This window comes from Paracoccus binzhouensis (assembly GCF_016446475.1).
GTDB lineage: Bacteria > Pseudomonadota > Alphaproteobacteria > Rhodobacterales > Rhodobacteraceae > Paracoccus > Paracoccus binzhouensis.
Genome location: NZ_JAEHFP010000121.1, coordinates 1 through 12,832, shown reverse-complemented (window position 1 = coordinate 12,832; position 12,832 = coordinate 1). Strand labels below are relative to the sequence as shown.

The following is a 12,832-nucleotide window of genomic DNA, read 5'->3' as shown; positions in this document are numbered from 1 at the left end:
CGCCCTCGGCGGCGGTGGCGGCGTCCTGGGCCTGCTCGGCCGGCGCCGCCGGCGGCGCGGCGGTCTCGGTCTGCGCGAAGGCCGCGCCGGCCAGGGCCAGGGTCGTGGCGGCAATGACAAGAGGTTTCATGGACGATGTCCTTTCCGGTTGTCTTTCGTCACGGACGGCTTGGGCGCCGTCCCATGGCAGGCAAACGCCGCCCTTCGCGGCATCGTTCCCCGGTTCCCCGGGCCCGCAGCAGGCAAAGGCGGAAATCCGCCGGCAGAAAAAACCGCGCCGATTCAACGGCCCCGCGGGTGGCTGATGCGGCCGCCGCAGACCGGCCCCGGCGCGCCAGTGGTGCCGGGCCCCGAGGTCGGCAGCCCGCGCAGCACCCGCACCGCCAGCCAGCCGAAGGCCTGCGCCTCGAGCATGTCGCCGTCGAGCCCGGCCGCCTCGACCGGCGCGACCCGGGCTTGCAGCCGTGCCGCCAGCGCCGCCATCATCGCCGCGTTGTGCCGGCCGCCGCCGCAGACCAGCACCTGTTCCGGCGCCCGGTCCAGAAGCGCCAGCCCCGCCGCCACCGCCGCCGCCGCCGCATGGGTCAGCGTCGCCGCCGCATCGGCATCGGAGAGGCCCGAGACCTCGGCCGCAAGCGCCGGGAAGGCGTCGCGGTCCAGCGATTTCGGCGCCGGCCGGGCGAAATGCGGATGGCGCAGGAAGCGGGCGATCACCGCCTCGTCCGGGCGGCCCTGCAGGGCCAGCCGCCCGCCCTCGTCCCGCGCCAGCCCGAGGCGCGCGCGCATCAGGTCGTTCACCGGCGCATTGGCCGGGCCGGTGTCGAAGGCGATGCAGGCCCCCGGCGCCTCGGGCGCCGCGGCGGCGGGATCGACCACGGTCAGGTTGCCCACGCCGCCCAGGTTCAGGAAGGCGACCGGCGCGCGCGGCAAAAGCCCCTGCGCCATGGCCCATTCCGCGCAGGCCCAATGGAAGAAGGGCGCGAGCGGCGCCCCCTCGCCGCCCTGCCGCACGTCCTCGGCGCGGAAATCCCAGACCACCGGCCGGCCCAGCCGCCGCGCCAGCGCCGCCCCGTCACCGGCCTGATGCGTGCCGCGCCCGCCCGGGTCATGCGCCAGCGTCTGGCCATGATAGCCGACCAGTTCCGCCTCGGGGAAGCCTTCGGCCAGCGCGGCATGGGCGGCGACCGAGAGCGCCGCCGCCTCGGCCACGTCCGGCCCGTCCCGCCATTGCCCCAGCGCCGCGTGCAGCAGGCCGGATTCATTGCCGGAATAGGCGCGCCAGGCGCTGCGGCCGAAGCCGGCGATGCGCCGCCCGTCGGTCTCGATCATCGCCGCGTCCACCCCGTCCAGCGAGGTTCCCGACATCATCCCCAGCGCCCGGATCATCATGCTTTCCCTTTTTTCGCCCCAACGGTATATCCGCGCCATTCGAAAGGAAAAGCCCATGACCTACCGTGCCAAATCCGACTTCCTGAACGTGATGATCGAACGCGGCTATCTGGCGGACTGCACCGACCTGCAGGCGCTGGACGACGCCCTGATCAACGGCCCGGTGACGGCATATATCGGTTATGACGCGACGGCGGCCAGCCTGCATGTCGGGCATCTGCTGAACATCATGATGCTGCGCTGGTTCCAGAAGACCGGCAACCGCCCGATTACCCTGATGGGCGGCGGCACCACCAAGGTCGGCGATCCCAGCTTCCGGTCCGAGGAACGCCCGCTGCTGACCCCGGACGCGATCCAGGCGAATATCGACGGCATGCAGCAGGTCTTCGCCCGCTACCTCGATTATGGCGAGGGGCAGGCGATGATGCTCAACAACGCCGAATGGCTGGACGGGCTGAACTATCTCGACTTCCTGCGCGACATCGGCCGGCATTTCAGCGTCAACCGGATGCTGAGCTTCGAGTCGGTCAAGTCGCGGCTGGATCGCGAGCAATCGCTGAGCTTCCTCGAATTCAACTACATGATCCTGCAGGCCTACGACTTCCTGGAACTGTATCGCCGCTACGACTGCCGGCTGCAGATGGGCGGCTCGGACCAGTGGGGCAATATCGTCAACGGCATCGACCTGACCCGCCGGGTGCTGGATGCCGAGATCTGGGGCCTGACCTCGCCGCTCTTGACCACCTCGGACGGGCGCAAGATGGGCAAGTCGGCCGGCGGCGCGGTCTGGCTGAACGGCGCCATGCTGAGCGCTTACGAATTCTGGCAGTTCTGGCGCAACACCACCGACGCCGATGTCGGCCGTTTCCTGAAGCTCTATACCGAGCTTCCGGTCGAGGAATGCGACCGCCTCGGCGCGCTTACCGGCGCCGAGATCAACGCCGCCAAGATCATCCTGGCCAATGAGGTCACGACGCTGCTGCACGGCGCCGAAGCCGCCGCATCAGCCGAAGCGACCGCCCGCGAGGTCTTCGAGCAGGGCGGCGCCGGCGGCGATCTCGAGGTGGTGACGATCGGCGCGGGCGCCCTGCCCGTCTCGGTCGTGCAACTGCTGGCGCAGACCGGCATCACCGCCTCGGGCAAGGAGGCCAAGCGCCTGATCGCCGAGGGCGGGCTGCGGCTGAACAACGAGGCCGTCAGCGATCCCCAGCTTGCGGTCGACGCGGCGCTGATCGGCGAGGGGCTGAAGGTCTCGGTCGGCAAGAAGAAGCACCGCATGGTGCAGGTGGGGTGAGCGAAGGGGGCGGGAACGCAGGACGTCTTCGTTCCCCGAATACTCCCGCTACCGACCCCGGGGAAAGCCCCGTCGCCCGCCCTTCACTGTTTCCCCAATACCCATCCGAGGGCGCGGCCAGGCGCCCTCGCCGCCGCTTCTCACCCGCCCTGCCAGGCCTTCACCGCCTCCAGCGGCCAAAGCAGCATCAGCACGTTCAGCGCCAGCCCGTCGCGGATCAGCCAGGTGGTCAGCGCTTCGAAGCCGATCACCAGGGCGACCGAGGCCCAGACCGGCAGCCGCGCCGCCAACACGAAGCCCAACACCATCGCCAGGATATCGGCGACCGAATTGATCACGCTGTCGCCGTAATAGTCCAGCGAAATGGTCACCGAGCGGTAGCGTTCGATGATCGCGTCGGAATTCTCGACGATCTCCCAGGCGGATTCGACCAGCGTCGCGATCGCCAGCCGCCAGCCGAAAGGCAGGCGACGCGCCACCAGCCACAGCCCAGCATAGAACAGCAGCCCGTGGATGATGTGCGATGGCGTATACCAGTCGGCGAGATGCTGCGAGTTCTCGGAGCTCATCGTCTCGCCGTGCCAGAGCTTGACGAAGCCGCATTTGCAGATCGGCTCGCGCCCGATCCAGAGCAGCCAGGCCGCGGCCAGGAGGATGATGAGGAAGCTGGCCCAGTAAGGGGCGGATCGGCGCGTGAACATGATGGGTCCTGAAATCACTCTGTGGGGCGCTGTCCATGGCGCGCATGCTAGCCCGCGCGCAGCGCCGCCGCCATCACCCGGTCCAGCGCCTGCAGAAACCGCGCCCGCTCGGGTTTGCCGAAACCGCCGCCGCGGCCCTGGTGGAACGGGTCGGCGGCGCGGATGTCCTGCATCAGGTCGCGCGTCGCCAGCCGCGGGCCGATATTAGCCGGGGTCAGCACCTCGCCGTCGGGCTGCACCACCTGCGCGCCGGCCTTGAGGCAGCGGTCCGCCAGCGGCAGGTCGGTGGTGACCACCACGTCGCCCGGCCCGCAATGCGCGGCGATCCATTTGTCGGCCGCGTCCGGGCCATCCGGCACGATCTGCAGCCGCACGAACGGGTTCGGCGAAGGCCGCAGCCCGCCGTTGCAGACCAGCACCATCGGCACGCGCAGCCGGGTCGCGACCCGTTCGGCCTCGGGTTTGACCGGACAGGCGTCGGCGTCGATGTAAAGCGTCGTCATGCGGGGCCTCGTCGAAGAAAAGCCCCGCGCAGGGCGCGGGGCTTCCGGGTCGGGCGGCGGGATTACTCCTCGACCGTCACCTTGACCATGTAATCGGGCTCGACCACGGCGCCATTGGCGGCCGGATCGCCCTTCTTGACGGCGTTCAGCACCTCCCAGCCATCGACCAGCTGGCCGACCACGGTATATTGCCCGTCGAGGAAGGTCGCCGGCGCCAGGTCGATGAAGAACTGGCTGTTGGCGCTGTCCGGATCCTGCGAGCGCGCCATGCCCACGGTGCCGGACTGGAAGCTGACATCGTTGAACTCGGCCGCCAGGTCCGGCAGGTCCGAACCGCCCATGCCGGCCCGCGCGGTATCGCCGCCATGCTTGCCGAATTCCACGTCGCCGGTCTGGGCCATGAAGCCGTCGATCACGCGATGGAACACCACCCCGTCATAGGCGCCGGACTTCGCCAGCGTCACCAGCCGCTCGACATGCTTCGGCGCCTTGTCGTTGTAGAGATCCAGGACGATCCGGCCCTTGGCCGCGCCCTTGGCATCGGCCACCTCGATCACCAGGTTCGGGCCCGGGCCGTCGGTGACGCCCGGCAGGCCCTCGGCCAGGACCGGATGGGCGGCCGCGCCGACGGCCAGCAGCAGGGCGGAAGCCAGCAGCTTACTGCGCATCGGCCGCCACCTTCACCGAGATCATCCGGTCCGGATTCGCCGGCGGCTCGCCGCGGGCGATCTTGTCGACATGCTCCATGCCCTCGATCACCCGGCCATAGACGGTATACTGGCCGTTCAGGAAATGGTTGTCCTTGAAGTTGATGAAGAACTGGCTGTTGGCCGAGTTCGGGTTCATCGAGCGCGCCGCGCCCAGCGTGCCGCGGTCATGCGGCAGGCGCGAGAACTCGGCCGGCAGGTCCGGCAGGTCCGAGCCGCCGGTGCCGGCGCGGCCGGGGTTGTAGCCCGATTCCATGTTGGCATGTTCCACGTCGCCGGTCTGGGCCATGAAGCCCTCGATCACGCGGTGGAAGGCCACGTTGTCGTATTTCCCGGCCCGGGCCAGTTCCTTCATGCGCTCGACATGTTTCGGGGCGACATCGGGCAGCAGCTCGATCACCACCGGGCCGTCCTTCAGCTCGATGATGACCGTGTTCTCGGGATCCTTGATCTCGGCCATGGGGGTCTCCTTCTGATGGCTTGGGCAAAGGCATAAGCATTTCGTCCCGCCCATACAACGCCGCCATTGACCCCGGCGGTTCGCCGCCGTCCATGATTGCGGGGCCGGTTGACGAAAATGTCATGATGCGGGAAAACCCGCGCACGGGCGCCAAAGCCCATCAGGAAAGGGACGAGGACATGGCGGATTTCAACACGATCGACGACCTGGAGCTTGACGGCAAGGTGGTGCTTGTCCGCGTGGACGTGAACGTCCCGGTCGAGAACGGCCAGGTCACCGACGCCACCCGGATCGAAAAGATCGTGCCGACCGTCAAGGACATCCAGGCCCGGGGCGGCATCCCGGTGCTGCTGGCGCATTTCGACCGCCCCAAGGGGAAACGCGTCGACTCGATGAGCCTGAAGGTGGTGATCCCGGCGCTGGAAAAGGCGCTCGGCCAGCCGGTGAAATTCGCCGAGGAGGCCATCGGCGGCCCCGCCAAGCGCGCCGTGGCCGATCTGGCCAGGGGCGACGTGCTGCTGCTGGAGAATACCCGCTTCTATCCGGGCGAGGAAACCAATGACGCGACCTTCGCCGCCTCGCTGGCGGCGCTGGGTCAGGCCTATGTGAACGACGCCTTCTCGGCCGCGCATCGGGCGCATGCCTCGACCGAGGGCATCGCGCGGCTGCTGCCCGCCGCCGCCGGTCGGCTGATGGAGGCGGAGCTGAAGGCGCTGGACGCCGCGCTTGGCAATCCGCAGCGCCCGGTGGTGGCGGTGGTCGGCGGCGCCAAGGTCTCGACCAAGCTCGACCTGCTCGGCAACCTGATCGAAAAGGTGGACCACCTGGTCATCGGTGGCGGCATGGCCAACACCTTCCTGGTCGCCCAGGGCATCGAGGTCGGCAAGTCGCTGGCCGAACGCGACATGGCGGATACGGCGCGCGACATCCTCGAGAAGGCCGGCAAGACCGGCTGCACCATCCACCTGCCGGTGGACGTGGTGGTGGCGCGCGAGTTCAAGGCCGGCGCGGCAAGCGAGACGGTGGCGGCCGACGCCTGCCCCGCCGATGCGATGATCCTCGACGCCGGTCCGGCGACGGTGGCGAAGATCCGCGAGGTCTTCGAGCCCTGCCGCACGCTGATCTGGAACGGCCCGCTCGGCGCCTTCGAGATCCCGCCCTTCGACGCCGCGACCAATGCCGCCGCGCAGGAAGCGGCGCGGCTCACGCGCGAGGGCAAGCTGATCTCGGTCGCCGGCGGCGGCGACACCGTGGCGGCGCTGAACAAGGCCGGTGTCTCGGGCGATTTCACCTTCATCTCGACGGCGGGCGGCGCCTTCCTGGAATGGATGGAGGGCAAGGAACTGCCCGGCGTGGCGGCGCTGCAGAAGCGCTGATCCGACCGCGCGCGACGAAGCCATCAGGAAGGGGCCCTATGGCCCCTTTTTCCTTGCCCGGCGGGCGCGAATCCGCCGTCCGCGCCGCGCTGCAGGGTGATGCCCCCTCCGTTAGCGCAACCGCAATTGCCCTTACCGGAGGGTCTGCTAATCAGCCGGCATTCAGACATGGAGTTCCCGATGCAGATGACCGAGACCGTCCGCAAGATCCTCGCCAATTACGAGGGCGAAGCGCCGGGTGTGAAGGCCCAGCTGGCCCGCATGCTGATGACCGGCAAGCTGGCCGGCACCGGCAAGATGATCATCCTGCCCGTGGACCAGGGCTTCGAGCACGGCCCGGCGCGCAGCTTCGCCCCGAACCCGGCCGGCTATGACCCGCATTACCACTACCAACTGGCCATCGACGCCGGGCTGAACGCCTATGCCGCGCCGCTCGGCATGATCGAGGCGGGCGCCGACACCTTCGCCGGCCAGATCCCGACCATCCTGAAGGTGAACTCGGCCAATTCGCTGATGTCGGACACCGCCGGCAAGAACCAGGCGATCACCGCCTCGGTCGACGACGCGCTGCGGCTGGGCTGCTCGGCCATCGGCTTCACCATCTACCCGGGCTCGGACATGGCGCTCGACATGATCGAGGAGATCGTCGAGATGCGCAAGGAAGCCGCCGCCAAGGGCGTGGCGACGGTGATCTGGTCCTATCCGCGCGGCGAGGCGATCAGCAAGGACGGCGAGACCGCCATCGACATCGCCGCCTATGCCGCCCAGATCGCGGCGCTGATCGGCGCGCATGTCATCAAGATCAAGCTCTCGACCGACCACCTGGAGCTGCCCGAGGCGAAGAAGGTCTACGAATCCAAGGGCATCGACATCTCGACCCAGGCCAAGCGCGTCGCGCATTGCATGCAGTCGGCCTTCAACGGCCGCCGCATCGTGGTGTTCTCGGGCGGTGCGGCCAAGGGCGCGGATGCGGTCTATGACGACGCCCGCGCCATCCGCGACGGCGGCGGCAACGGCTCGATCATCGGCCGCAACAGCTTCCAGCGCTCGCGCGAGGATGCGCTGGAGATGCTGCAGAAGCTGGTCGACATCTATCTGGGCAAGGCCTGATTGCCGTGGGGCTCTGCCCCACACCCCGGAATATTTTGGGAACGGTGAAGGGCGTCCGGTTCGGGGCGCCCTTTTCCTTTCCGGCCGGACCGCCTAAGTTCCCGGCGACGGACAGAAGGATGGGTGCATGTCGTTTTTCTCGAAGCTGCGCGACCGGCTGACGCGGTCCTCGTCGAAGATCGGCGCGGGGCTGGACGAGATCGTCTCGGAAGGCGTGGACGGGGAAAAGCCGGCCGCAGCCGAACCGGCCGCGCAGCCCCCTGCCGATGCAGCGCGGCCCGGCATGCTGGGCCGGATCTTCGGCGGGGGTGCGAGCGCCGAGCCACGCCGCGAGCTGGACGACGAGATGCTGGAAGAGCTCGAGGAGATGCTGATCCAGGCCGACATGGGCGTCGAGACGGCGCTGCGCGTCACCGCCAATATCGCCGAGGGCCGCATGGGCCGGCGCATCTCGGCCACCGAGCTGAAGGAGCTGCTGGCAGCCGAGATCGCCCGCATCATGGCCCCGGTCGCGCGGCCGCTGCCGATCTATCCCAAGCGCCCGCAGGTGGTGCTGGTGGTGGGGGTGAACGGCTCGGGCAAGACCACGACCATCGGCAAGCTGGCAAGCCAGTTCAAGGCGGCGGGCAAGAATGTCGTCATCGCCGCCGGCGACACCTTCCGCGCCGCCGCGGTCGAGCAATTGCAGGTCTGGGGCAGCCGCGCCGGCGTGCCGGTGATGACCGCCCCCGAAGGCTCGGACCCCGCCAGCCTCGCCTTCGACGCCATGACCCGGGCCGAGGCCGAGGGCGCCGACCTCTTGATGATCGACACCGCCGGCCGCTTGCAAAACCGCCAGGACCTGATGGAGGAACTGGCCAAGATCGTCCGCGTCATCCGCAAGAAGGACCCCTCGGCGCCGCACAACACCCTGCTGGTGCTGGACGCCACCACCGGCCAGAACGCGCTGAGCCAGGTCGAGATCTTCCAGAAGCTCGCCGATGTCTCGGGCCTGGTGATGACCAAGCTGGACGGCACCGCCCGCGGCGGCGTGCTGGTGGCGCTGGCCGACCGCTTCGGCCTGCCGATCCATGCCATCGGCGTGGGCGAGCAGATCGACGATCTCGACGCCTTCGACGCCAATGACTTCGCCCGCGCCCTGGTCGGACTCGGGGACTGACCCCGCGGCTTTCCGTTTTCCAAATACCCTGCGGCCGTGCAGTCGGCGCGGAGGTCACGGCTTGACGAGATGCGCGTCCGTCCTTGTGTCCTCGGCCGGCGCGACATTGCCTGCCGCATCGGCCTGCGGCTCGACCACATCCTGCGGCGGCGTGAAGGGCGCGGTCAGCTCGGCGGTCCCGGCCTGCTTGTCATAGATGCAGACGTAGCGATCCACCCCGCCATCGGCCAGCGTGGTGATCAGCAGCGCCGCGCCGTAATTCTCCGAGCCGAAGGGATTGACCTCGATGGCCGTCTCGCCCGCCTCGGGGGCCAGCGCGCTGCAGGCCGTCTCGACATCCTTGCGGAACCGCTCCCAGGCCTCCTCGGAGGCGGCGAGCACGGGGCTTGCGGACAGGATCAGCATCAGGGCGGCGCGGCGCATCATCTTTCTCCGTGGCAGGTGGCGAGGCACAACGCCCCTGCCCCGCCCGCGGTTGCTAGAGCCCCAGCCGGGCGGCGAAATCCCGCAGCTCGGCCTCGTCCCCCGCCGCCAAGGACCGCAGCAGCGTCGCCTGCGAGCGCAGGATGGGCTCCTCGCCGATGATCTTCAGGTGGTTGGCGCGCAGCGTCTCGCCCGAGGAGGTGATGTCGGCGATGGCCTCGGCGGTCAGGTTAGCCACCGTGCCCTCGGTCGCGCCCTGGCTGTCCACGAGCTGGTAATCCGCCACCTCCTGCGCCGAAAGCCAGGCGCGCACCAGACGGTGATACTTGGTGGCGATGCGCAGGCGGAAGCCGTGCTCGGCGCGAAAATCCCGGGCGATGGTGGCGAAATCGTCCAGGCTGTCGCAATCGCTCCAGCAGGCCGGCACCGCCAGGATCAGGTCGGCATGGCCGAAGCCCATCGGCGCCAGCTCCTCGACATGGCTGCGCCAGCCGGGCAGCTTCTCGCGGATCAGGTCGGTGCCGGTCACGCCCAGGTGGATGCGCCCGGCCATCAGCTCGCGCGGGATCTCGCCGGCCGAAAGCAGCACCAGCGCCACGTTTTCCGCCCCGTCGACCCGGCCGGCATATTCGCGATCCGAGCCCGACCGCGACAGCCGCACGCCGCGGGCGGCGAACCAGTCGAACGTCTGCTCCATCAGCCGCCCCTTGGACGGCACGCCCAGCCGGATCATGCTGCTTTCCCCAAGATCTGGCCCCCCAGTTCGCAGACCAGCCCCGGCCGGATGATGCCGCCCACCGCCGGGATCGAGCGGCCCTGCGCCTGGCCCAGCACCGCCGCCAGCGCGTCGTAACGCCCGCCCGAGGCGACCGGCGGCCAGTCCTCGCGCCCTGCCGCCGCGAAGCTGAAGGTCATGCCGTCGTAATATTCCATCGTGTGCCGGCCGTGGCTGGCGTCGAAATGCACCGCCCCCACGTCGACGCCGCGCGCCGACAGCGCCGCCAGGTTGCGCTCGAGCCGGTCCACCGCCTCGGCGATGTCGGGGATCTCCGAGGCCAGCGCGCGCAATTGCCGCAGCGCCTCGGGAGCTGGCGCCTGGATGGAGAACAGCCGCTCCAGCCGCGCGACCCATTGCGACGGCAGCGGCGCCTCGGCGGCGTCGGCGCGCAGCCGGTCGATGCGGGCCTGCATCTCGGCCGGCGAACGCAGCCCGGTCCAAGGCGCGGCGGTTTCGGGAAAGCCGCGGGCCTCGGCCGGGGCGGCGAAGCGGCCCAGAAGCCGGGCAAAGCGCCGCGGGCGCCAGATGTGATGCAGCAGCGCCGCGCGGCGGGCCCCCGACAGCGGCAGGGCGCGCACCGCATCCATCAGCAGGTCCATATCGCCCATCGTCGCCCGCAGCTTCAGGGGCGCGAGGATGTGGTGGAATAGGGCAAAGACCTCGGCGTCGGCATCCGGGTCGCGGGCGAAAAGCTCGAAACCGGCTTGCAGGTATTCGTTGTCGCGCGGATGCTCGGGCCGGGTCTCGCCATGGTCCTGCTTGCGGAACACCTCGCCCAGATAGCAATAGCGCGCCGGCTCGGCGCCGCTGGCCATGTGCATCTGCACCACCGGCACGGTGAAGTCGGGGCGCAGCATCATCTCGCCGCGGATCGGATCCTGGGTCACATAGGCGCGGGCGCGGATGTCCTCGCCATAAAGGTCCAGCAGCGTCTCGGCCGGCAGCAGCAGGTCGGGCGCGACCTCCTCGGCCCCGGCGGCGCGGAAGGCGGCAAGGATCTGCTGGCCGATGGCCTGTTTCTCGCGCTTGCTCATCCCAGGATGCGCCGGACTTCCGCGACCAGATCGGCGCGGGCGACCTCGGTCTGGGCGGGCTGGGCCTTCCATTCCTCGTGGCTGGCCTCGGCGGCGATCTTCGCCCCAAGGATCAGGTCCTTGACCTGCACCACGCCGCGCGCCGCCTCGTCGCCGCCCTGGATGACGGCGACCGGGGCATTGCGCTTGTCGGCATATTTCAGCTGGTTGCCGAAGTTCTTGGGATTGCCCAGATAGACCTCGGCGCGGATGCCGGCCTGGCGCAGCTCGGCGGCCATGGCCTGGTAATCGGCCATGCGCTCGCGGTCCATGACGGTGACGACGACCGGCCCCGGCTCGATGCCGCCCATCAGCCCCTTGGCGCGCAGGGCGGCCAGCAGCCGGTCCACGCCGATGGAGACGCCGGTCGCCGGCACCTTCTGGCCGGTGAAGCGTTCGACCAACCCGTCATAGCGCCCGCCGCCAGCGACCGAGCCGAACTGGCGCTTGCGGCCCTTGTCGTCGAGGATCTCGAAGGTCAGCTCGGCCTCGAAGACCGGGCCGGTATAGTAGCCCAGGCCGCGCACGATCGAGGGGTCGATGACGGCGCGATCCTCGCCCACGCCCATGGCGGCGAGCATCTCGGCGATCTGCGCCAGTTCCTCGACACCCTCGGCGCCTGCGGCCGAGGCGCCGACGGCGGCGCGCAGGTTTTGCAGCGTCGCGGCGTTGTCTGCGCCCTTCGAGGTCAGGAAGGCCAGCACCGGCCCGGCCTGTTCCGGGCTCAGGCCCACGCCCTCGATGAAGGCGCCGGAATCGTCCTTGCGGCCGGCGGTCAGCAACTGGCGCACGCCCGCCTCGCCGACCTTGTCGAACTTGTCGATGGTGCGCAGCACGTCGTCGGCGGGCTTGCCCTCGGCCACGCCCGTGGATTCCAGGATGCCGTTCAGCACCTTGCGGTTGTTGATGCGGATCAGGTAGTCGCCGCGGGCGATGCCGGCATGTTCCAGCGCCGCCGCCAGCATGGCGCAGATCTCGGCATCCGCGGCGACCGAGGCCGAGCCCACGGTATCGGCATCGCATTGATAGAACTGGCGGAAGCGGCCCGGCCCCGGCTTTTCGTTGCGCCAGACCGGACCCATGGCATAGCGGCGATAGGGGCTGGGCAGATCGTTGCGGAACTGCGCGGCGACGCGGGCCAGGGGCGCGGTCAGGTCATAGCGCAGCGCCAGCCAGTCGCCGGCGCCGCCCCCCGGCACCTCGGCTTCCTGCCAGGCGAAGACGCCGGCATTGGGGCGGTCCACATCGGGCAGGAACTTTCCCAGCGCCTCGACGGTTTCCACGGCACTGGTTTCGAGCGGCTCGAAACCGTGGCGATGATAGATCTCGGCAATGCGGTCGAGCATCTGCTTGCGCTCGGTCACGTCCGCGCCGAAATAGTCGCGGAACCCCTTGGGCGTCTCGGCCTTGGGACGGGGCTGTTTCTTCTGATCTTTCGCCATGGTTTGCCTCGGGCTTTTCCATGCGGCGGTCTAACGGATGGAGGATGGATGGACAAGCAGACGCAGGAACGGATCGAGCGGCTGGAAGAGGCCGTGGCCTATCTGGCGCGCACCGTCGAGGACCTGTCGGGCATCGTGGCCCGGCAGGAAAGCGAGATCACCCGGCTGGCACGCCATGTCGGCATGCTGATGGAGCGCGAGGCGGAACGCGAATCCGAGACGGGCACCATGCCGCTGGCGGACCAGCGACCGCCGCATTGGTAGGAGGTCAGGGGCGCTGCCCCTCGCCCCCGTGCCGGGGGCTCACCCCGGAGTATTTGAAGAACGAAGAAATCAGCGGCTGGCGGGACCGAGGCGCGGGCCGGCTGGAGCCGGGGCCGGCGGCGCGGTCAGCGGCGGCTCGGCGGCGCGGGCGCG

Annotated in this window: 14 protein-coding genes; 5 read left to right on the top strand and 9 right to left on the bottom strand. The window is 69.4% G+C overall.

Features of this window, described 5'->3' with window-relative positions; genetic code table 11:
* Positions 1-282: 282 nt before the first annotated feature.
* Positions 283-1,389, bottom strand: coding sequence for an anhydro-N-acetylmuramic acid kinase (locus I9P22_RS20190; protein WP_199261512.1), 1,107 nt, complete (start codon positions 1,387-1,389; stop codon positions 283-285).
* A gap of 55 nt (positions 1,390-1,444) precedes the next feature.
* Between I9P22_RS20190 and tyrS the strand changes: the two genes are divergently transcribed.
* A complete protein-coding gene (gene tyrS / locus I9P22_RS20185; RefSeq protein ID WP_199261510.1) occupies positions 1,445-2,683 on the top strand; it encodes a tyrosine--tRNA ligase in 1,239 nt (412 codons plus the stop codon).
* A gap of 140 nt (positions 2,684-2,823) precedes the next feature.
* On the opposite strand, the gene I9P22_RS20180 is transcribed toward tyrS, so the two are convergent.
* The 4 genes from I9P22_RS20180 to I9P22_RS20165 form a co-directional block, all read right to left on the bottom strand.
* Positions 2,824-3,384: a DUF2585 domain-containing protein gene (locus tag I9P22_RS20180; RefSeq protein WP_199261508.1), complete on the bottom strand. Its 561-nt coding sequence runs from the start codon at positions 3,382-3,384 to the stop codon at positions 2,824-2,826.
* Positions 3,385-3,431: 47 nt separating this feature from the next.
* Complete coding sequence (locus tag I9P22_RS20175; RefSeq protein WP_199261507.1) at positions 3,432-3,887, bottom strand: YaiI/YqxD family protein; 456 nt, start codon at positions 3,885-3,887, stop codon at positions 3,432-3,434.
* Positions 3,888-3,949: 62 nt separating this feature from the next.
* A complete protein-coding gene (locus I9P22_RS20170; RefSeq protein WP_199261506.1) occupies positions 3,950-4,555 on the bottom strand; it encodes a peptidylprolyl isomerase in 606 nt (201 codons plus the stop codon).
* Positions 4,545-5,054, bottom strand: coding sequence for a peptidylprolyl isomerase (locus tag I9P22_RS20165; RefSeq protein ID WP_199261505.1), 510 nt, complete (start codon positions 5,052-5,054; stop codon positions 4,545-4,547). The genes I9P22_RS20170 and I9P22_RS20165 overlap by 11 nt, the downstream gene beginning before the upstream one ends.
* Before the next feature lie 179 nt (positions 5,055-5,233).
* Here I9P22_RS20165 and I9P22_RS20160 point away from each other — a divergent pair, with 179 nt between their 5' ends.
* From I9P22_RS20160 to ftsY, 3 genes are all read left to right on the top strand, one after another.
* Positions 5,234-6,430, top strand: coding sequence for a phosphoglycerate kinase (locus tag I9P22_RS20160; protein ID WP_199261504.1), 1,197 nt, complete (start codon positions 5,234-5,236; stop codon positions 6,428-6,430).
* Positions 6,431-6,610: 180 nt separating this feature from the next.
* Positions 6,611-7,540 (top strand): class I fructose-bisphosphate aldolase, encoded by a 930-nt coding sequence (locus I9P22_RS20155; RefSeq protein WP_199261503.1) that lies wholly within the window; start codon positions 6,611-6,613, stop codon positions 7,538-7,540.
* Between the two features lie 127 nt (positions 7,541-7,667).
* The gene (ftsY, locus tag I9P22_RS20150; protein ID WP_199261502.1) at positions 7,668-8,699 is read left to right on the top strand and encodes a signal recognition particle-docking protein FtsY; all 1,032 of its coding nucleotides are present in this window, start codon (positions 7,668-7,670) and stop codon (positions 8,697-8,699) included.
* A gap of 54 nt (positions 8,700-8,753) precedes the next feature.
* Here the strand turns inward: ftsY and I9P22_RS20145 are convergent, their stop codons facing one another.
* The 4 genes from I9P22_RS20145 to hisS are packed head-to-tail and all read right to left on the bottom strand — an operon-like array spanning position 8,754 to position 12,415.
* Positions 8,754-9,122, bottom strand: coding sequence for a hypothetical protein (locus I9P22_RS20145; RefSeq protein ID WP_199261500.1), 369 nt, complete (start codon positions 9,120-9,122; stop codon positions 8,754-8,756).
* Between the two features lie 55 nt (positions 9,123-9,177).
* Positions 9,178-9,855, bottom strand: coding sequence for an ATP phosphoribosyltransferase (gene hisG / locus I9P22_RS20140; RefSeq protein WP_199261498.1), 678 nt, complete (start codon positions 9,853-9,855; stop codon positions 9,178-9,180).
* Positions 9,852-10,934: an ATP phosphoribosyltransferase regulatory subunit gene (locus I9P22_RS20135; RefSeq protein ID WP_199261496.1), complete on the bottom strand. Its 1,083-nt coding sequence runs from the start codon at positions 10,932-10,934 to the stop codon at positions 9,852-9,854. Before I9P22_RS20135 ends, hisG begins: the two co-directional genes overlap by 4 nt.
* Positions 10,931-12,415, bottom strand: coding sequence for a histidine--tRNA ligase (gene hisS / locus I9P22_RS20130; RefSeq protein WP_199261494.1), 1,485 nt, complete (start codon positions 12,413-12,415; stop codon positions 10,931-10,933). The genes I9P22_RS20135 and hisS overlap by 4 nt, the downstream gene beginning before the upstream one ends.
* Positions 12,416-12,463: 48 nt before the next feature.
* Here hisS and I9P22_RS20125 point away from each other — a divergent pair, with 48 nt between their 5' ends.
* Positions 12,464-12,679, top strand: coding sequence for a SlyX family protein (locus I9P22_RS20125; RefSeq protein ID WP_199261492.1), 216 nt, complete (start codon positions 12,464-12,466; stop codon positions 12,677-12,679).
* Positions 12,680-12,832 lie beyond the last annotated feature (153 nt).